This is a genomic window from Enterococcus sp. AZ101, assembly GCF_050499005.1.
In the GTDB taxonomy this organism is placed as follows: Bacteria; Bacillota; Bacilli; order Lactobacillales; family Enterococcaceae; genus Enterococcus_L; species Enterococcus_L ureilyticus.
The window spans coordinates 1,064,391-1,090,247 of the sequence record NZ_JBMHEZ010000001.1 but is presented as its reverse complement, the minus strand read 5'-3'; the positions used below and the strand labels follow the sequence as shown (position 1 = coordinate 1,090,247).

Annotated in this window: 25 protein-coding genes; 9 read left to right on the top strand and 16 right to left on the bottom strand. The window is 36.1% G+C overall.

Annotated features, from left to right (window positions below):
• Positions 1 to 14 precede the first annotated feature (14 nt).
• Genes coaB through IGJ50_RS05055 form a run of 3 tightly spaced genes read left to right on the top strand, consistent with a single transcriptional unit; the run spans position 15 to position 1,988 of the window.
• Positions 15 to 785: a phosphopantothenate--cysteine ligase gene (gene coaB, locus IGJ50_RS05065; protein WP_429949189.1), complete on the top strand. Its 771-nt coding sequence runs from the start codon at positions 15 to 17 to the stop codon at positions 783 to 785.
• Positions 785 to 1,327, top strand: a complete 543-nt coding sequence (gene coaC / locus IGJ50_RS05060; RefSeq protein WP_069639766.1) for a phosphopantothenoylcysteine decarboxylase — start codon at positions 785 to 787, stop codon at positions 1,325 to 1,327. Before coaB ends, coaC begins: the two co-directional genes overlap by 1 nt.
• A gap of 16 nt (positions 1,328 to 1,343) precedes the next feature.
• Positions 1,344 to 1,988, top strand: a complete 645-nt coding sequence (locus IGJ50_RS05055; protein ID WP_429949187.1) for an ECF transporter S component — start codon at positions 1,344 to 1,346, stop codon at positions 1,986 to 1,988.
• A gap of 41 nt (positions 1,989 to 2,029) precedes the next feature.
• Here the strand turns inward: IGJ50_RS05055 and IGJ50_RS05050 are convergent, their stop codons facing one another.
• Together IGJ50_RS05050 and IGJ50_RS05045 are read right to left on the bottom strand one after the other, a co-directional pair.
• The gene (locus IGJ50_RS05050; RefSeq protein ID WP_069639764.1) at positions 2,030 to 3,235 is read right to left on the bottom strand and encodes an aminoacyltransferase; all 1,206 of its coding nucleotides are present in this window, start codon (positions 3,233 to 3,235) and stop codon (positions 2,030 to 2,032) included.
• Between the two features lie 160 nt (positions 3,236 to 3,395).
• Positions 3,396 to 3,902 (bottom strand): QueT transporter family protein, encoded by a 507-nt coding sequence (locus tag IGJ50_RS05045; protein WP_429949186.1) that lies wholly within the window; start codon positions 3,900 to 3,902, stop codon positions 3,396 to 3,398.
• Positions 3,903 to 4,122: 220 nt separating this feature from the next.
• Here IGJ50_RS05045 and IGJ50_RS05040 point away from each other — a divergent pair, with 220 nt between their 5' ends.
• Complete coding sequence (locus tag IGJ50_RS05040) at positions 4,123 to 5,082, top strand: diacylglycerol/lipid kinase family protein (protein WP_429949184.1); 960 nt, start codon at positions 4,123 to 4,125, stop codon at positions 5,080 to 5,082.
• Positions 5,083 to 5,130: 48 nt separating this feature from the next.
• Here the strand turns inward: IGJ50_RS05040 and IGJ50_RS05035 are convergent, their stop codons facing one another.
• From IGJ50_RS05035 to IGJ50_RS05025, 3 genes are all read right to left on the bottom strand, one after another.
• Positions 5,131 to 6,246, bottom strand: a complete 1,116-nt coding sequence (locus IGJ50_RS05035) for a PLP-dependent transferase (RefSeq protein ID WP_069639761.1) — start codon at positions 6,244 to 6,246, stop codon at positions 5,131 to 5,133.
• A 276-nt stretch (positions 6,247 to 6,522) separates the two neighbouring features.
• On the bottom strand, positions 6,523 to 9,102 hold the full coding sequence (gene recD2, locus IGJ50_RS05030) for an SF1B family DNA helicase RecD2 (RefSeq protein WP_069639760.1): 2,580 nt from the start codon (positions 9,100 to 9,102) through the stop codon (positions 6,523 to 6,525).
• A 34-nt stretch (positions 9,103 to 9,136) separates the two neighbouring features.
• Positions 9,137 to 9,763, bottom strand: coding sequence for a histidine phosphatase family protein (locus IGJ50_RS05025; protein ID WP_429949182.1), 627 nt, complete (start codon positions 9,761 to 9,763; stop codon positions 9,137 to 9,139).
• Between the two features lie 196 nt (positions 9,764 to 9,959).
• Between IGJ50_RS05025 and gloA2 the strand changes: the two genes are divergently transcribed.
• Entirely contained in the window at positions 9,960 to 10,340 is a 381-nt protein-coding gene (gene gloA2 / locus IGJ50_RS05020) for an SMU1112c/YaeR family gloxylase I-like metalloprotein (RefSeq protein ID WP_429949180.1), read from the top strand.
• Between the two features lie 79 nt (positions 10,341 to 10,419).
• Here the strand turns inward: gloA2 and trmL are convergent, their stop codons facing one another.
• Both trmL and IGJ50_RS05010 read right to left on the bottom strand, forming a co-directional pair.
• Positions 10,420 to 10,926 carry a tRNA (uridine(34)/cytosine(34)/5-carboxymethylaminomethyluridine(34)-2'-O)-methyltransferase TrmL gene (gene trmL, locus IGJ50_RS05015; protein WP_429949178.1) on the bottom strand — a complete coding sequence of 169 codons (507 nt, stop codon included), beginning with the start codon at positions 10,924 to 10,926 and terminating at the stop codon, positions 10,420 to 10,422.
• Positions 10,927 to 11,169: 243 nt separating this feature from the next.
• Positions 11,170 to 12,015, bottom strand: coding sequence for a methyltransferase domain-containing protein (locus tag IGJ50_RS05010; RefSeq protein WP_069639756.1), 846 nt, complete (start codon positions 12,013 to 12,015; stop codon positions 11,170 to 11,172).
• A gap of 139 nt (positions 12,016 to 12,154) precedes the next feature.
• On the opposite strand from IGJ50_RS05010, the gene IGJ50_RS05005 reads away from it, so the two are divergent.
• Positions 12,155 to 12,787 (top strand): copper homeostasis protein CutC, encoded by a 633-nt coding sequence (locus IGJ50_RS05005; protein WP_429949176.1) that lies wholly within the window; start codon positions 12,155 to 12,157, stop codon positions 12,785 to 12,787.
• A gap of 107 nt (positions 12,788 to 12,894) precedes the next feature.
• Here IGJ50_RS05005 and mgtE read toward each other — a convergent pair whose 3' ends face one another.
• From mgtE to IGJ50_RS04985, 4 genes are read right to left on the bottom strand one after another with little or no spacing between them, the layout of a single operon-like run.
• The gene (gene mgtE, locus IGJ50_RS05000; RefSeq protein WP_069639754.1) at positions 12,895 to 14,256 is read right to left on the bottom strand and encodes a magnesium transporter; all 1,362 of its coding nucleotides are present in this window, start codon (positions 14,254 to 14,256) and stop codon (positions 12,895 to 12,897) included.
• A 19-nt stretch (positions 14,257 to 14,275) separates the two neighbouring features.
• Positions 14,276 to 15,169 (bottom strand): RluA family pseudouridine synthase, encoded by an 894-nt coding sequence (locus IGJ50_RS04995; protein WP_069639753.1) that lies wholly within the window; start codon positions 15,167 to 15,169, stop codon positions 14,276 to 14,278.
• Between the two features lie 6 nt (positions 15,170 to 15,175).
• The gene (locus IGJ50_RS04990) at positions 15,176 to 15,973 is read right to left on the bottom strand and encodes an NAD kinase (protein ID WP_429949173.1); all 798 of its coding nucleotides are present in this window, start codon (positions 15,971 to 15,973) and stop codon (positions 15,176 to 15,178) included.
• Positions 15,974 to 15,983: 10 nt separating this feature from the next.
• Entirely contained in the window at positions 15,984 to 16,664 is a 681-nt protein-coding gene (locus IGJ50_RS04985) for a GTP pyrophosphokinase (RefSeq protein ID WP_069639751.1), read from the bottom strand.
• 195 nt (positions 16,665 to 16,859) lie between these two features.
• On the opposite strand from IGJ50_RS04985, the gene IGJ50_RS04980 reads away from it, so the two are divergent.
• Both IGJ50_RS04980 and IGJ50_RS04975 read left to right on the top strand, forming a co-directional pair.
• Positions 16,860 to 17,444: a CYTH domain-containing protein gene (locus tag IGJ50_RS04980; protein ID WP_429949171.1), complete on the top strand. Its 585-nt coding sequence runs from the start codon at positions 16,860 to 16,862 to the stop codon at positions 17,442 to 17,444.
• A gap of 117 nt (positions 17,445 to 17,561) precedes the next feature.
• Entirely contained in the window at positions 17,562 to 18,212 is a 651-nt protein-coding gene (locus IGJ50_RS04975) for a ClpXP adapter SpxH family protein (RefSeq protein WP_069639749.1), read from the top strand.
• Between the two features lie 60 nt (positions 18,213 to 18,272).
• Here IGJ50_RS04975 and pepF read toward each other — a convergent pair whose 3' ends face one another.
• The 4 genes from pepF to spxA all read right to left on the bottom strand — a co-directional run bounded on the left by pepF (position 18,273) and on the right by spxA (position 22,714).
• Positions 18,273 to 20,090: an oligoendopeptidase F gene (gene pepF / locus IGJ50_RS04970; protein ID WP_429949170.1), complete on the bottom strand. Its 1,818-nt coding sequence runs from the start codon at positions 20,088 to 20,090 to the stop codon at positions 18,273 to 18,275.
• Between the two features lie 36 nt (positions 20,091 to 20,126).
• Positions 20,127 to 21,317, bottom strand: a complete 1,191-nt coding sequence (locus IGJ50_RS04965; RefSeq protein WP_429949168.1) for a competence protein CoiA — start codon at positions 21,315 to 21,317, stop codon at positions 20,127 to 20,129.
• 93 nt (positions 21,318 to 21,410) lie between these two features.
• Positions 21,411 to 22,061 carry an adaptor protein MecA gene (locus IGJ50_RS04960; protein ID WP_069639654.1) on the bottom strand — a complete coding sequence of 217 codons (651 nt, stop codon included), beginning with the start codon at positions 22,059 to 22,061 and terminating at the stop codon, positions 21,411 to 21,413.
• Between the two features lie 254 nt (positions 22,062 to 22,315).
• A complete protein-coding gene (spxA, locus tag IGJ50_RS04955; RefSeq protein WP_010760718.1) occupies positions 22,316 to 22,714 on the bottom strand; it encodes a transcriptional regulator SpxA in 399 nt (132 codons plus the stop codon).
• Between the two features lie 364 nt (positions 22,715 to 23,078).
• On the opposite strand from spxA, the gene trpS reads away from it, so the two are divergent.
• Positions 23,079 to 24,095: a tryptophan--tRNA ligase gene (gene trpS, locus IGJ50_RS04950; protein ID WP_207120834.1), complete on the top strand. Its 1,017-nt coding sequence runs from the start codon at positions 23,079 to 23,081 to the stop codon at positions 24,093 to 24,095.
• A gap of 36 nt (positions 24,096 to 24,131) precedes the next feature.
• Here the strand turns inward: trpS and IGJ50_RS04945 are convergent, their stop codons facing one another.
• Positions 24,132 to 25,847, bottom strand: coding sequence for an ABC transporter ATP-binding protein (locus tag IGJ50_RS04945; RefSeq protein ID WP_429949166.1), 1,716 nt, complete (start codon positions 25,845 to 25,847; stop codon positions 24,132 to 24,134).
• Positions 25,848 to 25,857 lie beyond the last annotated feature (10 nt).

Here is a 25,857-nt window from a genome sequence, read left to right as displayed (position 1 = left end):
GGAGCTATTTATAGATGAATATCTTAATTACAGCTGGTGGAACGTCTGAAAGAATCGATAATGTCCGCTCAATTACAAATCACTCTACTGGTCGGCTAGGAAAAGCAATCGGTGAACGTTTTTTAGTCCAAGGACATCATGTTACTTATGTGACAACCCCTCAAGCTGTTCGACCTGTTAACCAAGCTAACCTATCTATTATTGAAATCGAAACAACCAAGGAATTAGTATCAACCCTACTTAATCAGTTTGAGCAACAAAGTTTTGATGGTATTATTCATGGCATGGCCGTTAGTGACTTTACAACTGAAACTACCTTATCAGAAGATATTTTTATTGAAAAACTCGCTGCTAAATTAACTAATGATAATACTTTAAATGATCTAACTAGCCTTACGGAAGCTCTTTACCATAGTTTAGATGAAATTGGGCAAACAGTTCAACAAGCAAAAAAAATTCCTTCTGGAACAGATCGTCTCTTGCTTTTTTTGAAAAAAAACCCTAAAATAATTGCTATGTTGCGCGACCACCAACCGCAAGCAGTTTTGGTTGGTTTTAAATTGCTAGTAGGCGTTTCCTTCGAGGAATTAGTTCATGTTGGAAGTGCACTACTCACCAAAAATAACTGCGATTTTATTTTGGCAAATGACCTTGAACAAATTCACGATAAGCAACATGTTGGAATCTTGATCGATGCTACAGGACAAACAACAACCGCACAAACAAAATCTGAAATTGCTCAATTAATTGTAAATAAGGTTGAAGAAAAATGGAGGAGCCTATAATGAAAACAATATTATTAGGGATTTCCGGCAGTATATCCGCTTATAAAGCTGCCGATATCACAAGCCAATTCACTAAATTAGGCTATAATGTTGACGTGATCATGACCCACAATAGTACAAGGTTCATCACACCGTTAACCTTACAATCATTATCTAAAAATCCAGTTCATACTGACGTCATGGAAGAGATTACTCCAGAAAAGATCAATCATATTGAATTAGCAAAAAAAGCAGATCTCTTCTTAGTGGCACCAGCGTCTGCCAATATAATAGCCAAACTCGCTAACGGGATTGCAGATGACATGCTTTCAACTGTGGCACTAGCCTTAAAAGAAGAAGTTCCAAAATATATTGCCCCAGCAATGAATACCTATATGTATCAAAATCCGATTACCCAACGGAATTTAACAACTTTAAAAGAAGTGGGCTACCATGAAATCGATCCCCGAGAAGCTTTACTAGCCTGTGGGGACTTCGGTCGAGGTGCTCTTGCAACGGTTGAGAGCATTGTCGCTACTATCAATGAAAGTTTAGCGAAATAATTTTGAGGAGTCATTTATGAAAAATACAAAAACATTTACGTTAACTGCTATGTTTTTAGCAATCCTAATCCTATTATCAGCCGTTCCATTCCTAGGATTTATTCCAATTGGACCTATCAATGCCACAACAATGCACATTCCTGTCATTATTGCATCCATTGTGTTAGGCCCAAAAATCGGGGCCTTTTTAGGCGGCGTTTTTGGGATCATCAGTATGATTCGTAGCACTGTAGTCTTGTCCCCTTTATCTTTTGTTTTTTCTCCTTTTATACCAGTGATTGGGACAGATCAAGGGAGCTGGAAAGCGATTATTGTTGCAATGGTTCCTCGAATTTTAATTGGTATCGTTCCTTATTTCGTTTTTATGGCGTTGAAAAAACTGACGAAAAACAACCCTACTTCTCAATCATTTAGTTTGTTTATTGCGGGTTTCCTAGGCTCTGCTACCAATACAATTCTCGTGATGAACTTGATTTACTTTTTATTTAAAGATTCCTATGCTCAAAGCATCGGCGCTAGTGGTGCAGCAATTTATACAGCAATTTTGACTGTAATTTTTACTAGTGGCGTTGTTGAGGCAATCGTTGCTGCTATAGCTACGGTTGGAGTTGCTTCGGTGTTGTTGCGTTTGGTGAAGAATAATGCGACACAGAAATTATAAAAAAAGATTGAGATAGTCTTCTAGGCTATCTCAATCTTTTTCTATTTCTTTTGTTTTTTTAGTTTGTAGGCATACTCACTAGCTTTGAAAAGTAAGCCATTAACAGGTAAATCAAATTCACCAATAAATTCATTCACAGTCGGGTTAAAGTTCGATTTAAATTTGATCAAACCATCATTCAAACTGCCTTCTAACCCCCCCATATTACACGATGTACAACCACGTTCAAAACATTCATTGATTGCATCAAACCACGTTGGATAAGCTGGCATATATCGTTTATAGCGATCGTCCATCCCAGCATAAAGAATCTCACTAGTCGAGCCAAACGTAATGGCTAAAGCACCTGCTACCACTGCAACATCACCAGAATGAGCAATATTTTCTTCAAGCTCAGTCATTTCACGTGTTAAAGAAAAATCAAGCTCTTCTAAATTATGACGTTTCTTCACTTGATTTTCTTTTAGATTCGCTAAGTCTTCTTTATTTTTATCAAAGCGCTGTTTAGTTTCTTCAAAGCGTTTCTTCAAATCAACCTGAGCTAACATGATAAACGAATTTTCAGGATAGATCGTTAATAGTTTTTCAAAATAATCGCTATTTCTTAGAGAGATATTTTGGCGCTCAGTCGTTAGTTCGATTACTTTAGCAAAATCGTTTACTAACTCTTTGTGTCCCATTTTTACAGTAACACCTTTTTTCTGCGCTTGTTTCATCATTTTTTTCGTGCTTTTTGATAGTTGCTCTTCACTAAAATCTTCTTTGTAAATATTCGCTTGAAAGCGTGGTTGGATCGTCGCATCCATCGCCATTGTTAAGCCTTGATGTTTTGCACCACTTGCAATCATAATATCGATGATTGGTTGGGCCGTTGGATCGATCATTTGTTCTTCTCCTAGATGGAAATCTTTATAATGGATCGTTGGGTCCATTTTTACAAATAAAGCACGTTTTTTCTTACCGAATTGCTTTAACTCTTTGAAAAAGAACGCAACAAGCTCTGAATTAGTGTAATCCATGATGGGACCTCGTGGTGTATAAAGCATTGAAAATTTCATTGGTAACGGTCTGATCAATACCAAGCTAGAGGCTACTAAAGTCCCATTTTCGTAAACACCAACAATTTCTGATCCCCAGTTATCCTTTACTTTGGCCCAAGCAGACGATTGTAATAAGTTGCATAAGGGATGGCTTTCTACAAATTTATCATGCTCTTTGGCATCGATGCCAATTTTAAATTCAAACATTATATAAAACTCCTCTACATTTTTGCTTCTGTATTACCATATCATAATTTATTAAACAGGAACAGTAAATTATTTCATGAAATTGGTTAGAAAACTTTAAGAGACTGACCCAAAACTTTTTTAGCCTCGAACCAGTCTCATATTGATAATTTCCTATTGCTTAACCTCTTTTTTCAAAATGAACGGATTTATCGATCCAGTACATCACTGGTGCGGCTAAAGCCATTGTTGCAAATTCGCTGAGTGCTAAAGTTGCATAGTTGCCCCAAAAAGCTGCTCCGCCGTTTGGCGCCAACATAAAGGCGATGATGCACATTGTCGCTGTAAAGAATAGTGTATTCAAGGCTAAACGAGCAATCACATTTGGAACTCTTTTTTGCAGCAAAGCAGTTAAGCCCAATGCAATAAACGATTGCGTGCCGCCGTATAAAGCATCAATGGCACCAAAGCCAAAGAAAAAGTTATACACAACTACTCCACCTAAAACGCCCCACATCAATTTCCGGTTGAAAACCACTAGGTGATTTAAACTTTCAGAAATTCTAAATTGAATGGGTCCTGACGAAACAGGTGCAACTAAAATCGTTAGCCCTAGATATAACGCCATCACAATGCCATTCATAGTAATTGCTTTTACACTACTGTTTGTTGTAACAGTTTTTTTCATAGTTTTCCCCACTTTCTCCGAGTTTTTTTACAAGGGATGGTTGATGAACCTTGTTGAGGATTCGTTTTCCTCAAAAAAATGATACGTAGGCATTATATCTCATAATCAATCGTTGTACAACGAAAAATAGTATTAGACAATTTTTTCATTTTTCAAGCATCCAGCATTCTTAATTTTTCTGTTGTCTGTTATAATAAGACTTTGTACAAGGAGGAAACAAATGAAGAAACATTTTTATCTCGTTATCAATGAAAATGCCGGTAGCGGTACTGGGAGGAAAGCTGCTGAAAAGATCATCAAACAGATGCAGACTGCCAACATTGATTACACGACTTATTATACAGATCATGCTGGTCATGAAATAGAAATCGCACAAAAATTAGCTGAAGACACGTTGATTCCGTGGTCAGATGATTTGGAAATCGACTGTTTCCCACTTTTGGTCATTTTTGGTGGTGATGGTACCTTGCATAGTGCGCTCAATGCTTTGCAAACGTTTGATCCTAATATCCCGATTGGCTATATTCCTTGTGGCTCTGGTAACGATTTTTCCCGTGGCGTTGGTATTCCTAGACAAACAGAAAAAGCTTTTCTGCACCTACTAAAAGCAGATGTTCCAAAAGAAATTCAAGTGATCACATATACTGAATCAATCCAAGATGAGATAGGACTTGCAGTAAATAATATTGGCATTGGTCTAGATGCAGCAATTGTCAACGCAGCAAATACGTCAACATCCAAAAGGACATTGAACAAGTTTAATATGGGCTCTTTTTCTTATATTTTTTCTATTTTAAAGGTATTATTCACTCAAAAAGGCTTTCCGATTCTTGTTGAAGTTAATGGGCAAACACTCGAATTTGATCGCGCTTTTTTATGCACCATAACTAAACATCCTTATTTTGGCGGTGGTGTTTCAATCGCGCCCATGGCTGACCCACGTAAGCCTATCTTAGATTTTGTTTTAGTGGAACGGGTCAATATGTTTAAGATTTTTTGGCTGATTTGTTTATTGATTCAACAAAAACACATACATTCAAAATACTTTCATCATTTTCAATCTAGTAAATTTCGAATCGTTTCTACTGTTCCTCAATACGTTCATGCAGACGGTGAAATTTTAGGAAAAAGAAGTACTGACCTTTCATTCGGAACAGCAACAAGATTATTTTGGTTTTAACTGTAAAAAATAAGGTTGAAAAAGGAGGTCCTTTTTCAACCTTATTTTTTATTCTAACGATGCTAAGGCCTGTTGCAAATCTGCTATCAAATCTTCACTCGCTTCAATGCCTGTCGAAATCCTTAACAAATCCGCAGTTAATCCATAAGATTCTCTTAGTTCCTCCGGAATATCCGCATGTGTTTGAGTCGTTGGGTACGTAATTAAGCTTTCTACTCCGCCTAGACTTTCTGCAAAGGTAAAAATCGATAAATTTCGCAGAAATGCTTTGATTGATTCTTGCTTCTTGATTTTAAAACTCAACATTCCCCCACGCCCAGGATACAGAACCTCTTTAATCTGTTTATGCGTTGTTAAAAAAGCAACAACAGCTTGAGCATTTTTTTCATGTCTTTCCATTCGCAATGATAAGGTCTTCATTCCTCTAATCAACAACCAACAATCAAAAGGGGATAATACGGCCCCTGTAGTATTTAAACTATACGCTAGTTTTTCTCCCACTGCTTTTGAGCGCGTGATAACCGCTCCAGCCAGCAAATCATTATGTCCGCCTAAATATTTTGTGGCACTGTGCACAACCACATCTGCCCCTAACTCTAAAGGACGTTGAATCAATGGCGTATAAAAAGTGTTATCAACAATCAACTGCGCTGCATAAGCCTTTGTTAAACGAGCGACTTTTTCTATCGAAACCTCATTCATCAGTGGATTCGTTGGCGTTTCAATGAAAACAGCAGCCGTTCGATCTGTAATGGCTTTTTCAAAGCCAATTTCATCCTCAACATAAGTAAATTGATACAGTCCTTGTTTTTCTAATTCTTTAAAATAACGATAACTACCGCCATACAAATCTCTAGATGCAACGATCTGACTTCCAACAGGAAATTGACTAAAAACTAATTGGATCGCACTCATCCCTGAACTCGTTGCCAAACCAACTGCACCATTTTCTAGAATAGCCAATGCTGATTCCACAATTTCTCGTGTTGGATTTTTCGTTCTAGTATAATCATAGCCCGTCGACTCACCTAGTGTTGGGTGCTCGTACGTCGTTGAAAAATAAATCGGCGTATTGATCGAGCCTGTTACTGGGTTTTGATGATTACCAATTTGTGCCAAAAATGTATCTGTTTGAACATCTCTTGCTTGTCCCTTTTCTTCCATTAACTTCCCTCTTTTCTACCAAAATTACGTACCTTCTTTTGTATAACAACACCTGTTGTGTTCTTTCAATTATATACATCGACCGATTCTTAAAGCAAGCAATAGTTATAGAAAGTAAAAAACTAGTTGAAAAATAAAGAGTCCAGGTAAACGGTATGAAAAAGTCAGGTGCTTCGCCACTATAAAAAACCCGTGCAATGTAGTAAAAACATTGTGCGAGTTTTAGTTCAATTGCTCAATCATAAGCAACTTTTGTCACTTCCTAGTTAGTAAATATTACATAAATTCATAAGGCGTTGTTTGATTCATACCGATCATTGGATCGATCGTTTGGGCAATGACAAGTTGCGGTGTTAATAGGCGCTCAATTTCATTTTCAATTTGCTCTGTTGTTTCTTGATCTGTTTCATTAAATAAGGAAATTGCCTCAGCTTTAGGTTTGTCTGGTATCGGCTGTACGGATTCTTCTACCACTGGATTTTTCGCTTCCTTAACGGACTCATACAAAGCAGGTTTGTTTTCTGTTTTATCCGAGAATGGAGATTCCTTATTTAAATCTTCTTCATAGGCTTCTAACTGTAATCGTATCGTTAGATTCATCTCATCTGCACTAGTGATTCTTTCTTTCAACATTGTCAAACGACTAGCAGATTCATGTGCAACACACGTATTGAAAGCTTGTACCTCACCTAATAAAATTAAAATATCTTTACTTCTTGTGACTGCTGTATACAGTAAGTTACGCTGCAACATGCGATGATATTGATGGACCATCGGTAAAATCACCATCTTAAACTCGCTACCTTGCGCCTTATGGATTGAACAGCAATAAGAAAGCGTGATTTTATTCCATTCATTCCGTTTGTAACTCACTTCGTTGTTATCAAATTGAATGACTAATTCATCTACTTTATCTTCTGAATCTTTCGCTAAAATGATTCCAACGATTTCTCCCATATCGCCGTTAAACACGTTAAGCTCAGGTGTGTTAACTAGATGAAGGACCTTATCACCAATTCGATAAACGGATTCATTCCATTTAACTTCTTTTTTTGAACCATCATTAGGGTTAAAAATTTCCTGCATCATTTTATTCAATGCATCGATCCCTGCAGCACCTCGATACATTGGGGCCAATAACTGAATATCTTGTGGTGAAAACCCTTTGGCTTTAGCTTTCGTTACGATTTGGCGGACGTAGGTCTCAATATGATAGACATCACTTGGAAAAAACGAGCGATCTTTTTGATTAACAGTGAAATCTTGTGGCAGTTTTCCTTGCTTGATTTCATGAGCTAAAGGAATGATACTTGAACCATCCCCTTGTCGATAGATTTCTGTTAATTCTTTTTGAGGAATCTCATTGATTTGAAGTAGATCATGTAAAACTTGACCTGGGCCGACAGAAGGTAATTGATCTTTATCGCCAACAAATATTACTTGCATATTAGTTGGGATTGCTTTAAATAAGGTATTGGCCAACCAAGTATCCACCATAGACATTTCATCAACGATCAATAATCCGCCTTCTAATTCTTTGGCTGTCATACTCGGATTCTTTTCACGCCCTGTCAATCCTAATAAACGATGAATTGTACTTGCTGGCAGTCCTGTCGTTTCATTCATACGCTTCGCTGCACGACCGGTTGGAGCTGCTAATAAAATTGGAAACATTTCCTGCGTATAATCCTTTACATCTAAAGAAAGACCATTTAATTCTGCAAATAATGAAACGATACCATTGATCACTGTTGTCTTTCCAGTACCCGGACCACCAGTTAAAATGAACAACGGCGCTTTAATCGCTTCTTCGATTGCGGCTTGCTGGGAGTCACCATATAAAATGCCCAAACGTTTTTCGATCCCACGAATATTTTTTTCAATTTCTTTTTTATCATACTTGATTTCTTTTTTCCGCGACAGTAAACGTTGAATTGAGGTTCCGATTCCCCATTCGGAAAAATACAAACTATTCTCAAAAAGTTTGGTGCCTTCTTGCTGGATTTTTCCTTCTTCCACCAAATGAATAATTTGTTCTGCTACCTGATCCAACGAAATTTCAACTGGTCGACTAGCTTCTAGAGTATTGATTGTTTCTCTTAACAACATCTCGGCTTCAACATAGGTATTACCAGAACGAACAGAATGCTGGAAAATTTCGTGCGTGATTGCCGCTCGCACGCGTTTATCTGAATCAGCTCCAATGCCCAGTTGCTCCGCAATATTATCTGCTCGTTTAAATCCAATTCCTTCAATATCCTCTACTAATTGATAAGGATTTTCATGTATGATATCCAACGTTTCTTCTTTATACGTTTGATAGATCGCAAATGAAAGCTGACTCCCAAAACCATAGCGATTCAATCCAACGATTACTTGCTCCATACCGTGATTCAAACGAATGGTTTCAATGATGGTCTGTCGTTTTTTTTCATTTAGTTGAGGCACTTCTTCTAAGACGTCAGGTGCTGCAATAATTCGATCAATTGCATCTTCACCTAAAATTTCAACGATTTTTTCAGCAGTTCGTTTGCCAATCCCTGGAAACTTTTCACTGGAAAGATAATTGACAACGCCACTAGCAGATGTTGGACGCTCTTGTTGATAACTGTCGACTTGAAATTGTTTGCCATAACGAGGATGATCAACGAAATGCCCAAAAAAACGATACACTTCTTCCTCTTGAATTTGACCAAAGCTGCCAGTCGTTACGATTTCTTTCTCTAAATAATCAGTATTTGTATCCGTGATTTTCACTAATAATACTTTATAAAAATTGCTAGGGTTTTGGAAAAAAATCGCTTGGACTTGACCGACGACATATTCCTTTTCCGCTTCTCCAAACAATGTCTCCATTGATGTCACCTCGCTTCTTTCTTACCATTGTCTGCTATTGTAAAAATGAATCGTCATTCCATAATTTTAATTTATATCTTTGATTGGGCGTATCAGCTGTCTCTAAAATCGATAAACTATTATTTTTTAGTCCGCCCATACTGCGTAGCTCAGCTAAGTCTTTTCCAGAAAGAGCTTGGATTGCTGCGGTCAATGATGCACCATGTCCAACAAAGAGATACGGTCCATCCCCTTTTTCTACAGCTTTTTCTACAACTGATGAAATACGTGAAATGGCTTGTTCGATTGGTTCCCCTTGAAATACTTCTGGGTTATAGCGATCCAAACGATAGCGCATATGATCCATTTCTTCACTATATATTTTTCTCATTTCGGCGATAGATTGACCTTCTAATTTTCCTAAGCCCAATTCTTTTAATTCATCTGTGTAGCAAATATCAACTGGCTGCTTTAATTCCTGATTGATACCTTCTGCCGTTTTTTTAGCCCGAAGAGATGTACTTGAAAATATTTTTTCAAAAGGAACATCCTTGATTGTTTGACCTAATAACTTTATTTCATCATAGCTTGTTGGAAGTAACGGCGAATCTCCGGTCATTCCTTGAAAACGAAGCTCTTGATTCCATTCCGTTTTTCCGTGACGAGTAAAATATAATTTCATGTTTATGCTCCTCTGATTCTGAATTATTCCTGGCTCATTTTCATTATTTATCTTATCTAGTGTATCATTTTCACTATGAAAATTCCATTTAACGACAAATCTATCATTAGAAAATTAAAACAGTCTGATTGCGCTTCTAAAAAAAAGTACGGTATAATGAATCAGAAAGAAAATCTATCAAAGGAGGCCGCTCGCTTTGTTTTTTAAAACGATTCATCATGTGGCTATCAACTGTTCTGATTATCAAAAAACGAAAGAATTTTATGTTGAGAAGCTGGGGTTTGAAATTATTAGAGAGAACCCGCGAACGACGAGAAAAGATATCAAACTGGATCTGAGATTAGGTAGCCATGAATTAGAAATTTTTATTTTTTCCGATGCTCCAAAACGTCCAACTTATCCTGAAGCGCTTGGGCTGCGTCATTTGGCCTTTAAGGTTGACAATATTGAAGAAGCCATCTCCTTTTTAAATTCTAAAGGGATTCCCTGTGAAGATATTCGGACTGACACATTTACAGGTGAAAAAATGACATTTTTCTTTGATCCTGATGGCTTACCTTTAGAACTACACGAGTGATCAATGAAGCAATCCAGCTATCACATAAAAAAACTGTTTTCTTTAAATAATAAAGGAAACAGTTTTTTTATGATTAGGTTCAATCTATTTTGTCATTTTCATAATGATGCTTTAATTCCAACGCCGGAAAATCTTGTTGTCGTAATGCTTCATATACGACTAAAGCCACTGTATTTGACAAATTCAATGAACGAACATGCTCGTCGTTCATCGGAATACGCAGACACTTTTCTTCATTTTCACGCATGAATGTTTCTGGTAAACCCGTTGTTTCTTTACCAAACATAAAATAATGGTCCTGATTGTCTGTATAATCGATTTGACTGTATGTTTTATTCGCAAATTTAGTAATCAGGTGTAATGGACGATCTTCTAGATAGGTTAAAAAAGCTGCCAAATCTTTATGATACATGATATTGACATCATTCCAATAATCTAATCCAGCTCGTTTCAAATGTTTGTCATCCGTTTCAAAACCTAACGGCTCAATGAGATGTAAGGGCGAATTCGTTGCCGCACAAGTACGAGCAATGTTTCCCGTATTCGCAGGAATTTGAGGTTCAAATAATACAATATGATTTGTCATGGTTACAGTTTCCTTTCAATTGAATGACACAACTATTTATTCTTTGTTCATCAAAAAGCATAAAAAAAAAACGTATCGCCTCGGTGTCAATCACTGCGAGTCGCTACGTTAGTGAAGCTCTTTTCACTAACTTTTATCAGAACAGGAACCTGATAAAAACCAACGAAAAAACAACTTGTATGTAATATAACACCATTACCGTAGCTTTGCAATACCTTTTAGCAAATTAACTGTTTGTAAGCGCTATTTCACTTTTCCTTTTAACATGCGAACGTCAATTGTAATGTCTGTTAATGGATTTTTTTGTAATTTTTCTTTGATCTGTTCTGTTGCTCCCCACTCTAACGGAGACATCTCCAATAAATCGAGTTGATTCTCTTTTGGAATAGCAAAAGTAAAGGTCACACGTTCATTAACTAAAATATCCATTTCGTTAGAAAACTTCGTTAAAACTTTTTCATTAGAATAATGTTGTTTTGCTTCATCTTCAGGATAAAACGCAGCTCTCAGCTCTTTTAAATAATTTGTTTCTGGAATAACTTTGATCACAGTACCCTCTTTCTTTAAAACACGTTGAAATTCTTGATAATGAGATGGCGAAAAAATATTTAAGATCGTATCCATCGATTGATCTGCAAAGGGCAAATTCGTTAAGTCAGCTACACACCAAAAAGCTTCAACTTCCTGATTACTAGCTAAGTAAATTCCATCTTTTGAAATGTCAAAACCTATTTTTGAACCTGATAGCCCTAATTTAGAAAGTTCTAATAGGAAACTGCCTTCTCCACAGCCAACATCCAACGTATTTCCCATAAGCGGTATTATCCCGATCATCTTTTCTAATAATTCTTGATACATTCCGCTTTGAATCATATTTCCTCGATGAACTAACATTTTTTTATTATATTCCGTCTGAATACTATGAGAAAGAAAATAAATAGTTCCTTTTTTTGATAAATCAAACTGATGATTATTTTGGCAAATTAAACTGTAATCCTTCAACTGAACTACTTCTCTACACACTGGGCAATGAAATTGGTCTTGATGTTTTTCTAAAAAACTACGAGCAAAATCAATTTTTTTCAACATACTATTACTTCCTATTCATTATAAATTCTAAAGTTCAACAAATAAACTATCGTTATTTATCTTACAACGGGAAGAAGACTTTAGCAACTGTCAAAATTATGGTACAATGCCTGTGAAGAAAAAACAAGGAGTGGAACGAATGATTAAAGAATTTTGCGCTGAAAATTTCACCAATATTCCCACTGCCATCCGCAATGGTGCAGGACGAATCGAATTATGCGACAATCTGGCTGTAGGCGGCACAACACCTAGCACTGGTGTTATTGAAGAAGTCGTTTCCTATGCTGGTGAAAAATCAATTCCTGTAATGACAATCATCAGACCTCGTGGCGGCGATTTTGTTTATAATGATATTGAACTAAAAATCATGCATACAGACTTAATAGAAGCAAAAAAAATAGGGACAGATGGTGTGGTTTTGGGCTGCTTGACAACTGATGGCAAGCTCGATGAGGAGGCGCTAGAATTACTGATCGACACAGCTGAAGGCTTGCAGATCACTTTCCACATGGCCTTTGACGTATTAAGTAAAGAAGAGCAATTAAAAGCGATCGATTGGCTAGCTGAACACGATGTTCATCGTATTTTAACCCATGGTGGACCAGCTGGAACAAAAATCGAAGATAATTTCGATCATTTAAAAGAATTAATTGACTATGCCGATAACCGAATCATTATCTTACCTGGCGGTGGTATTTCTGATAAAAATGTAGCTGCAGTAGTCGAAGCACTACAGGTCAAGGAAGTTCATGGAACAAAAATTGTAGGATAATCAGTAAAAAAGAAACGATCAACCTTGAAATAACTCAGGCTGATCGTTTCTTTATTATTTTTCAAATATAAAGTCACTCGTGTTATTGATTGGAGCAATACTCTCCCTCAAACAAAATACTGCATAAAAAGACTGGCAATATTAAAATAAATCAAAACACTAGTCAAATCACTCAAGGTGGTAATGAATGGACCACTGGCGACAGCTGGGTCAAAGCCCAATTTATCCATCAGCATTGGAATCAAACTACCTGCCAGATTAGCGACAGTAATCGCACAGAGCATCGCCATGCCAATGACAAATCCAAGCGGGAAATTATGCTGCCAAATTCCCACAACAATAAAAATTGCCACACCTGTTACGGCACCTGTTACCAAACCAGTCAATACCTCACTGATAATCAAACGGCCAAAGTTGTTATCCTTTTCATCCGTTACCGCTAGACGTCGAACCGCAACAGCTAATGATTGTGTACCAGCATTTCCAGCAGTCCCTGTGATCAATGAAATAAATACAGCCAAAATACTTGCTTCACTTACTAATTCTTCATAATGGCTAATTAAAGTAGCTGTAGACATTCCCAAAAATAATAATGTAATCAACCAAGGCAAACGCTTGGATGCTGCTTTGATTGGATTTTCACTGACTTCTTCTACATTGACCCCAGCTAATCCAGAATAATCACTAGCTGCCTCATCATCGATAACATCAATAATATCGTCAACTGTCACAATTCCTAATAAATGGTCATCATAATCGGTAACTGGCAGTGCTAGAAAGTCATAGTCACGAATTGTTTGGGCAACATCTTCCTGATCATCACCTACATGAACCGAAATCACCCGCTCACTCAGTACATCGGAAATCATTGTATCATCGTCGTTTATAATCAAATCCCGTAACGAGATAACTCCTACTAGATGGTTTTCCTGATCTACCACATACACGTAATATATTGTTTCGGCCACATCAGCCTGATTCTTCAAGACATACATAGCAGAACGAACCGTTTGATTGGCCACAATAGAGACAAACTCTGTAGTCATGATCGATCCAGCAGTATCGTCTTCATAATGCAGCAACTCTTTGATTTCACCAGCGTCTTCTGTACTCATCAAACTCAAGTATTTGGCTTTTTGACTTTTGTCCAGCATATTCAACAAATCAACTGCGTTATCCGTGTACATTTCTGATAACATTTCAGCAGCATAACTTGGCCGCATTTCAGCAATATAATCTTTCATATTCTCATTATCTTCTTCGATAACATCAAACATATCTGCCAACTCTTTTGGCGATAAATAACTGTAAATTTGTTTTCTATCTGCTTCATCAATTGATTGATAAAATTGTCCCTGTTCATAAATATGAAGTGCTAAAAATAACTCTCTAAATTCAGCCATTTGCTGTTCTTTCAACTTGTCTAACAGTAACGAGAAATGCTCTTCCATTTCTTGCCCTTCATTCACCCAAACCACTCCTTTCAATCTAAAGTTGATCTACGATTTTCTTCATATCTTCTGCTAAAGGAGAAGTTAATTCTAAACGTTGCTTTGTAAATGGATGGATAAAACTCAATTGACAGCAGTGTAATGCCTGACGCTCAATCCCTTTATTCATTTTACCACCATACATGTCATCACCCAATAGAGGACACCCAATCGCTTCAAAATGGACTCTGATCTGATGTGTTCTTCCAGTATGTAGTTGAATATTCACTAAGGCTACATCATCCTTGCCTTTCATCAACCAATATTCTGTTTTAGCTTGTTGACCTGTTTTGACGATTGTTCTTTTTATGATAGAAGATAAATCTCGGCCAATCGGTAATTGGATTGTCTCGTGTTCTTTCAAATCAGACACCCTTCCGCCAACCAAGGCCTGATAAATCTTGATCACTTCTTTTTTACGTAGTTCCTGATCTAGCATTGCATGTGCAAAACCATGTTTAGCAAACAACATTAGACCTGTAGTGTCACGATCTAAACGCGTGACCACATGAATGACCTGATCTTGATAGTTTTGTGCTTTAAGATACGCTTTTACCCGATTAGCCATGGTCCCATTGGGGTGATACTGAGCTGGAATTGATGCAATGCCGGCCGGTTTATTGACTACTAAATAATGCTCATCTTCAAAAATAATTTCGATTGGCACATCATCGACAAGCAAGGTCTCATGTTCCTTTTCATCTGGAATCGTAATTTTGACTTGATCGCCAAAGGCTAATTTATATAACACATTCTCAACCGAATGATTAACTTCGATCTTTCCACCTTGAAACTTGATTTTTGCTAAAAGACCTTTTGAAACTCCTTGCTCTTTTAAAAAAGTTTTTACTTGCTGCGGCTCTTTTTTTTCAACTGTCCAACTAAATTCCATTTTTTACTAATCCTCACTAATAAAGGCATCTTTTACGCGATGCCAAAAATGCATATGCCGATATGAGGCAAAATGAATACGCTCATCTGCAATTCGGTAATAAATTGCCTTGATATCATCTTGGTAGATGTCTAATTGATCGACTGTAATCAAATAATCATTACTTTCTTGAAGCTTAATTTCAACCCACTCTGTATGCGCAATGACGATTGGCGAACCTAACGTCCTGAAAACTCGATTATTTAGCGAAGCAATTTCCGCTAGTTGAAAGGCATTGATACTTGGATGAAGTACAGCACCACCAATACTTTTGTTGTATGCTGTTGATCCTGTTGGTGTAGATACAGATAATCCGTCTCCTCGAAATCGTTCAAATAATTCATCTTTGATGAAAACATCTGCAACCATGGTACGATTCGCCCTTTTGATCGTTGATTCATTCAATGCTAAAAAATGCTTATCTGGTTTAGTTCCGTGGAAACTTATTTTTACATCCAACAAAGGATAACTGATACTTTTTTCTTGATGAACTAATAAACTTTGGACTAATTCTTCAAGCTCATAATCACGCCAATCTGTATAAAAACCAAGATGTCCCGTATGAACACCTAAAAAACTAACTTCGTCCAATCGATGACTGAAACGATGGAACGCTGATAACAATGTACCATCTCCACCTACAGAAATCACAAGATCTGGTTGATGGTCATCAATTTCGATTTTATTTTTCTTCAAAAGCAGGAGTAAACGGCGTGTAACTTCATTTGATTTGTGTTCATGATTATGAACGATCGCAACTTTCATCCTACTCCTCCTAATCTTTATCTAACGTCTCTTTATTATCATTGAGTTTTTGATAGTAATTATCTTTCGACTTACCTCGTCCATGCGAAAACAGATGTTGCGCTTCTTGAATTTCTTCTCGAATGGTGGACATTTCTTCGTCTAATTGGTAGGCCGCTTCAGCTGCACGTTGCAACCGTTCTTTCATTTCTTCTGGAAAAGCGCCTTGATACTTATAATTCAATGAATGTTCGATCGTAGCCCAAAAATTCATGGCTAATGTTCGAATTTGAATTTCAGCCAAAATCTTTTTTTCACCAGTTATTAATTGGACCGGATATTCAATCACCAAATGATAGGAACGATAACCGCTCTCTTTTTTATTTGTAATGTAATCTCTCTCTTGAATGATTTTCAAATCTTTACGATTACGAATGATATCTACTACTTGCCGAATGTCTTCAACAAATTGGCACATAATCCTAAGTCCTGCAATATCTTGCATTTCTTCTTCCAAACGATCAACAGAAATATTCCGCAAGGCAGCCTTTGTTAAAATACTATCAACAGGTTTCACTCGCCCTGTTACAAACTCAATAGGTGTATGTTTATTTTGTTCTCGAAACTGCTTACGGATACCGCGCAGCTTAACTTTCATTTCTCCAACAGCCTGTTCATACGGTGCCAGAAAAAGCTCCCACTCTTTCTCCATCCTAATCCCTCTATTTCTTTGAATTTGATTCACAGCTTATTTTACCATAGAGCTGTCAAAAATAGGGTAATTTGAGAAATTGTCTATAATTTTTCGACAATAGCGAATTTTTTAACTTATAGTTCACTTTTCTTGACGTAAATAGGTAAAGTATGCAAAAATTGAATTAAATTAAAGAAAGTGGGTCAAAAACAAGTGAGCGAGAATTTAGAAATAGAATTTAAAACGTTACTCTCTATTGAAGAGTTTTCACGAGCTGTTGACTACTTTCAGCTAAAAAAAGAACATTTCTTTACACAGACCAATTATTATTTTGATTCTACCGATTTCCAATTAAGAAAACAGTACATGGGTCTGAGAGTTCGAATACTATCAAATCATGCAGAGATCACTTTGAAAATACCTGAAAAAGTTGGCTTGTTGGAAATCAACGATGCGCTTTCAATCAAGGAAGCACACTCTATCGTTGAGTCAGCGACTCTTCCAAGTTTTGGAAATGTATACAACAAGTTGAACTCTTTAGGCATCGACCAAAATGATTTGCGTTTAATCGGCGATCTAACAACTAAACGAGCAGAAAAAAAACTTCCCCAAGGTTTACTCGCGCTAGATGAAAGTTGGTACAATGAGCAGCACGATTTTGAGTTGGAATTAGAAGTAAGTGATGCAGATAAAGGAAGAAAAGATTTTCTTGTCTTATTGGATACTTTGACTATCAAAGAATCCCCTGCACCAAACAAAATCCAACGAATGATGCTAAGCTCAAAAGCAAAAGATTAAGAAGTTATTATAGGAAAAACATATCATTTCATTTTTACCTGATTTTCTGATAGATTAGGGACACTTAGTTGAGAAATGATGTCTAGTTGCAAAAGGGTCAAATTGGAGGAAGTATGAATGATTGAAATCTATCTGTTCGTTAATCCTTTGGGGGGCATTTGTCTCAACGTAGAAAAGGATATTTTAAAACTGGTTGAAACTGAGAATAAAAAAATTCAATTTCGTTTCATTCCGTTAGTTAACATGCGGACCATAAACCATCTTATAAAATTATTTGAGATTCCATCACATGATATTGAACGACGCAATCAATTGTTTGAAGATATCTATTCCGCTGCATTAGATTATAAGGCGGCTCAATTACAAGGAAAGAAAAAAGGCAGACATTTACTACTCGGTTTACAACAGGCAGTAGCAGTAGATAACATTCCTTATTCTTCAGAATTAGCTGAAAAATTAGTTGTAGAAGCTGGTGGTGACATTGATATGTTCAAAGCTGACCGACAATCTGATTTTGTAAAAGAATCTTTCCAAACAGATCAACAAATTGCACGTGAAATGGGGATTGAGAAACATCCCTCTGCTGTGGTTTACAATTATACATGTGACCGCGATTTTGGGGTACTTGTAGAAGATTGTGACTCAATGGATGAAATCAAAAGACTCTGTGAAACTTCTGAAGATAGTCTTCAATACTTTCATGAGCAATTTGAATTAAATCATTACAATGAGCCTCGTGTTCCACATGGACATTTACACTTGTTATAATCACACAATCAAGAACCTCATCTTCTAACGAATCAGAAGATGAGGTTTTTTTTCTGTTTATTATGACTCTAAAGACAGCACAAGTTGCTCTAGTTCATTTAGTCTTGCTTCAAAAATAGTCATCGCATCTTCGATATATTGCGGCTGGGTCATATCTACTCCTGCTTTTCTCATGACTGCTATCGGATAATCACTACTACCTGATTTTAAATAGGCCAAATAATTTTGCAATGCTAAAGGTTCATTCGCTAATATTTTATTTGCTAATGCGGATGCTGCTGAAAATCCTGTAGCATACTGATAAACATAATAATTGTAATAAAAATGAGGGATTCGGGACCATTCTAATGAGATTTCCGGGTCTTTTTTCACTTGCGGACCATAGTATTTCTGATTTAGTTTTCCATAATACTCACTTAAATATTCACTCGTTAAAGGAATTCCTTTAGCATCCTCAGTATGAATAAAATGTTCAAATTCGGCAAATTGAGTTTGACGGAAAATCGTTCCTTTAAAACCGTCTAGATAATGATTCAATACATATGCTCTGATTCGCGGGTCTGTTTCCGTTTCTAGTAAATATTCTGTTAAAAGATTTTCGTTCGTTGTTGAAGCTATTTCAGCTAAGAAAATTGAGTAGTCTCCATAGACATACGGTTGATTACTTCTAGTGAAATAACTGTGAACACTATGTCCCATTTCGTGAACTAATGTGTAGAGTTGATCTAAGCTATCATGCCAGTTCATCAAAATATACGGAACTGTATCATAGGCTCCAGATGAATAGGCGCCACTGCGTTTGCCTTGATTTTCAACTACATCGATCCAACGATCTGTAAACGCCGTTTGAACTATATTTAAATATTCGTCTCCCATTGGCTTCAATGCTTCAATAGCTTTCTCTTTTGCCTCTTCATAGGAATACTTGATTGAGGCTTCTCCTAAAATCGGTGTGTACATGTCATACATATGAAGTTCATCTAGTTTTAACAAACGTTTCCTTAGAGACACATAGCGATGAAGCAACGGTAAGTTTTGATTGACTACATCCAATAAAGTATCATAAACACTTTCTGGGATATGGTTATTGCTTAAAGCGGCTTCTCGTGCCGAAGAGTATTTACGAATCTTGGACTTATAATTGTGTGCTTTGACGTGCGAACTCAAGGTTTGAGCAAATGTATTTTTGAATTGTTCGTATACCGTGTATAACCCTTTAAATGCTTCTTCACGAACACTTCGATGCGTATTTTCCATTAATTGTCCGTAAACACCATGAGTCAACTGAATCTTTTCTCCCTGCTCATTTTCAATCACCGGAAATTTCAAATCTGCATTATTCAAAATTGAAAAGGTATTACTAGATGCTTCAAAGATTTCACCTGCGCCAGCCAACAAAGCTTCTTGATCAGCAGATAATATATGCGGCCTGTCGCTCAAAATATTTTCTATAAAATGGCGGTAGATTTCAAGCTGGCTGTTTTCGTTAAAGTACTCCCATATTTTATCGTCACTTAACGATAGTACTTCAGGTTCAAACCATGCTACCGCTTCACTTGTTTGAGCTAATAGAGAGCTTGCTCGCGCATACAAAGCTTGATAAGCCGTATTCGTCGTATCTTGATCATTTTTTAAATGAGCATATACATAAATTACTTCAATTTTACGATAGATATTTAATAGCATTTCAATACTATTTAAAAATGTATCACTATCTTTGTCTAATCTACCTTTGAAGTGCTCAACTTCTTTTAATTCATCAACTAACACTTGATACGCTTCATCAAACGCTTCATCATTTTCAAAAATTTTTGTTAAGTCCCATGTCTTTTCAATAGGTAAGCTGGAACGTTCTGGTAGTTGTTTTGCTTCACTCATTACATCTGCCCCTTTTCAAATTATTCTTATATAGATTTATCTTATCACATTTCTAATTGGAGTAGCAGTGATTATACGTTTATTTTTAATTATTTGCAGCCATGCTTTAATACTTATTGGGCTTTGATCCGAATTTCCAGCTCTCACTTCCCAACCATTTTGTACTTTGGTTAAATGCCCACACGAAATCAAATAGATAAATAGTTGATTCAAACAAATAGCTTGAATTGATTTCATCGGTACATTAGGTAACTCATAAAACAGTTCAGATGATTCTTCCAATTCTTTTGCCAAAACATTTATTAAGGCTAGATGTCCAATAACATTCTGATCAAAAAACTGTACCCATTTCCAGATTTTAACTTTTAAAAGTATGTCTGATCCTCTGCAACAAAATATACGGAGACCTGGATAATAAAACCAATTAGGTAGTTGAAGTAGATGAAAATGATTGTTATATAATGCAGCCTGGACTACTCTGATCCTTTCATCACGTACTAATAATCCTTTGTTCAACTCATAATAATAGTTCTGTATTAATTCTCCAATTTTGATTTCTCTTTGAATATAAATTTTAGATTCCTTTGGAAAATCGAAAATTTGCTTTAATGAATGACGATAAAATGACCATGTCTTTTTTGAAGAATAAAGTCTTTTTTTCCAATCCTCTTCTATATGAAAATGTAATGACAATTCTTCTTGCTCCCAGTCTACTGCCCATAAATAAAATCCAATTTTATCAGAATAATAACATAAATTTTTAGCTAGTTCGCTTAATACTTGGTGATTTGAAAATATTTTTTTTCCGCAAATCCAAATAGGGATATAGCCGTTCTTTTGATAGTTTTTAGTTCGTTCTACCAATCTTTGAATACTCAACGGACTGCACTGAATTTCCAAAGCAATATTTCCTATTAAAAGGTCTGGACGTTGATTTAAGTCTGGTAAATATTTTTCTAATTCATAACAGATAGACTGCCTCTCACACCATTTAGTAAACATTTTTTTTAAAGTTAAATGCTCAAGGGTCTCTCCTTCAGAATGAATAGTACAAGCACTGTGACTATAATGAGAAAAATGTGGTAATTTAACTTTGCCATTTTTTATTCGAACCGGATGCTTACAGGCAGGGCAAAAATACGGCTGATCTCGCAACTGTTCTACTTCTGCTCTAGATAAATGTAATAAGGTTACAATTTTATCGTCTTTTGAATATGCATTCAACATCTTAATCACCTCATAATTAAGATACGCGTAAAATTAAAAAAATCATCAAAAAAACTGAGCTAAAACGATCATCGCTCTAGCTCAGTTTTCCAACTATTCAAAGTAATATCTTGTTAATTCTAATGCGTTACGTTCCATAATACAGGTCCCATATTCATTCAATGTTTCAGGTGTCACAGCAGATAAATTAGCATATTCCAATAATTGAGCCATTTCATTTTCTACATTGTTTTTCCCTAATTCATCCAACAAGAAAATAGTTTGGAGATAATATGTTCCTTTAAATGTATATAAATTCGCTATTACAGATTGTAGGAATACTTCATTTGCCAGTTGAACCATCGTGTCAAAATCGTTAAGCTCAAAGACTAAATTTTTTACTGTGTTATCAGAAAATTCCTGTGTTTCATCAGCAAAATCCTCTTCAATTTGTTTACGAATTATATTACTTACTTCTTCTGAATTTAAATCGTTGAAGCCTTCAAAATTAGACACTTCATCGATTGATGCATTCTTACTAATAAATAGTTCTAACCCATCGCTTTTTGGCAGAACCTGAAAGGTAACAGCTTCACTGCCTTGAAATTCATCTTCCACATCAACTTCTTCTAAAATACTATAGAAAAAATTTTCTACTTCTTTATGGTTGCCTAGCAAATCTAAAAATGTGATTCCTCTATCAGCTAAATCTTCATTGCCAATCAACACACGTATGGTATTTTCATTGATATGTTCCATTTCCATGTCGCTACACCTCACTTTTGCTAATCAGGAAACTTATTCTTACGTACATTGTAGCGGAATCACGCCAAATGTAAAGGGAAAAGTCACAATCTTCCTAAATAATCTGTTGTCTTAGGATATTCCTTAAATTTCGATTCTTATACATATATGTTCTTTTTTTATAATATCCTATAAAAAAAGCAATAACTTACTATGTAGGGATTAATAGAAAAAGAAAACCTCTGTCACAAGGACAAAGGTTCTCCTCTTACCTTTTATAAACCTGCCATCAATTGCGCTTGACGTAATTCCAACTGCCGAACTCCTCTTGGCAAGAAGCGTCGAATTTCATCCTCATTAAAACCAACTTGTAATCTTTTTTCATCAATCATTATTGGTCGACGCAACAATCCCGGATTCTCTTTAACTAACTCTAACAAGTCCTGCAACGGAAGTTCATCCAAATCCATATTAAGTTTTTGGAAAACCTTAGAACGAGTGGAAATAATTTCCTCTGTTCCATCTTCTGTCATTCGCAAAATTGCTTTCAATTCAGAAATATTCAATGGTTCTGAAAAAATATTTCTTTCCTTGAATGGAATCTCGTGTTCTTGCAACCATGCACGAGCCTTACGGCAAGACGTACAACTTGGGGAAGTATAAAGTGTCAACATGTGCACCACTCCTTTTTGTGACTTGGGTCACTTTTTTGAAACAGGAAATCTAACTGTTTTCCTATTTAATTTAAGTATACCCAACTTCTAATAAAAATACTAGTTCTTTTTCCAAAAAATTATATAGTTTTTCGTTATTTTACGTGTTTTTTTTAAAAAATAAAATAAAACTTGTCTTTTTACAACATAAAATTATAACGTTTTCAAAACGAATAAAACTGATACAGCTTCCATAAAATTCTACAACTGTATTAGTCTAAAAATTCTGACATTTTATTTTTTTTTAGTAATCCTGTTTTTTTTTACTTTTAGCTGTATAATGATAGCAATGAGTTTTTTATTAATTGATTAAGGTGGTTACTTTATGGAAACTATATTTTCTGGCATTCAACCCAGTGGGACACCAACGATTGGAAATTATATTGGTGCGATGAAACAATTTATTGATTTACAAAATCATTATAACTGTTATTTTTGTATTGTAGATGAACACGCTATAACAGTCCCTCAAGATCCATTGAAGTTACGGCAACAGACACGTAGTTTAGCTGCCTTATACCTAGCTGTTGGACTAGACCCTGAAAAAGCGACGATCTTCATCCAATCAGAGGTTTCCGCACATGCTGAAGCGGCTTGGATCATTCAATGCAACACAACAATTGGTGAATTAGAACGGATGACTCAATTCAAAGATAAATCACAAAAAAATGGACGGACAGGAGTTAGTGCTGGGCTTTTAACGTATCCACCTTTAATGGTTGGTGATATTGTTTTATATAATGCAAACCTTGTGCCTGTTGGCGATGACCAAAAACAACACTTAGAATTGACTAGGGATTTTGTTGAACGCTTCAATAAACGCTATGGTCAAGCGAATCAAGAAATTCTGGTCCTTCCAGAAGTAAAAATCGCCAAACAAGGCGGACGTGTGATGAGCTTACAAGATCCAACTAAAAAAATGAGTAAATCTGATTCAAATACTAAAGGCTTTATCTCTATGCTAGATGAACCTGCTGTTATACGTAAAAAGATTAAATCAGCTGTCACAGATTCAACAGGTATTATTGAGTACGATCCTGAGAATAAGCCTGGTATTTCAAATCTACTAAGTATATTTTCTTCCGCTACGGATCGTCCAGTCGAGGAAATCGCTCAAGCCTATGAAGGAAAAGGCTATGGAGAATTTAAGACTGACCTGGGGGAAGCTGTTGTGGCACTATTGGCCCCAATCCAAGAGCGTTATCATGAACTATTAGCTTCTGATGAGCTAGATAACATCCTTGATCAAGGAGCTGAACAAGCACGCCTAGTAGCAAATAAAACCTTACAACGCATGAAAAATGCGATCGGTTTAGGAAGAAAACCGCGCAAAAGAAACTAATAAAAAAACCAAGCTGAACAAATCAGCTTGGCTTTTTTACTCTCTAAACTGAGCATCATGCAAACGACGATAGTGTCCACCTTTTGCAAGTAATTCTGCATGCGTCCCTTCTTCTAATATTCCTTTATCACTAACAACAATGATTCGCGTTGCATGTTTGATTGTTGCCAAACGATGAGCGATAATCAGCGTTGTTCGACCTTTTGCTAAAGAATTTAAAGATTCTTGGATCACTTGTTCAGTCTCCGTATCCAATGCAGAAGTCGCTTCATCAAGGATTAGAATCGGTGGATTTTTTAGGAACATTCGAGCAATTACCACTCGTTGTTTTTGCCCACCTGAAATTTTCACACCTCGTTCACCAATTATCGTATCTAAACCTTCAGACATTTGATCGACTACTTTTTCCAAATGAGCCAACTGAACAGCTTTTTGAATTTCCGCTTCTGTTGCATCTAATTTACCATAAGCAATATTTTCTCGAATTGTTCCCGGAAATAAGAACACGTCCTGTTGAACGATACCAATTTGACTTCTTAGAGAAGCCAGTGTCATTTCTTGAATATTGATCCCGTCAATGGTAATTTTGCCTTCGGTTACTTCATAAAATCTTGGCAACAAGTTACATAATGTCGTTTTACCTGAACCACTTTGACCGACAAAGGCAACTGTTTCACCTGGTACAATAGATAAATCAATATGATTTAATACTTTTGTAGAATCCGCATAAGAAAATGAAACATCATCATAGACAATATCCCCATGTAAATGTTCAACAGCTACAGCATCGGGCTTATCTTGAATGGTTGGTTTTTTATCGATTTCTTCTGTAAACCGCTTAAATCCTGCAATTCCTTTCGGATAACTTTCGATCATGTTGTTGACTTTTTCAATTGGACGGACAAAAACATTCGATAATAAAATAAAGCCAACGAATTGCCCATCTGTAATCTCACCTCTAATTGTATAATAAGCTCCGAAAATCAACGCAAATAGATTGATCAATCGAATCAAAAAGTAATTATACGCTGAGCTGATGCCCATTACTTTATAAAACAAAATCTTTGATTGACGATACGCTTGATTCAATCCTTCAAAACGTTGACGCTCAAAAGGTTCATTAGCAAACGATTGCGTCACCCGGATACCACTAACAGATGCTTCAACACCTGCATTAAAGTCACCCAAATTATCATAAATTTTTGTATTGACCTTGGTCATCTTTTTATTGAAGAAAACTAGTGCAATCGTAATAAATGGCAACACAATAAAAGTAGCTAGCGCTAACTGCACATGGATTCTTAGCATCAAATAAAATGAACCAATTATTGTCATTACTGTGATAAACACATCTTCTGGTCCATGATGAGCTACTTCAGAGATTTCAAATAAATCAGTTGTCAAACGACTCATCAATTTCCCTGTTTTTTGATTATCATAATATTCAAATGGCTGCGTTTGTAAGTGTCCATATAATTCACGACGCATATCCGTTTCAATATTTACCCCTAACTTATGACCAAAAAATACAACGATATACTGTAAAATTGTATTGAGTATATAAAATAATAGCAAACCTGCACAGGCTAACCCGATCAAACGAAAATTTCCTTTAGGCATGATTTTATCAATCACTTGATTCACAACAACTGGAAAGGCTAATTCCAACAAGCCAGCGAGAACTGCACAACCAAAATCTAAAATAAATAGGTACTTATACGGCCGATAGTAACTAAAAAATCGCTTTAACATAAACTCCCTC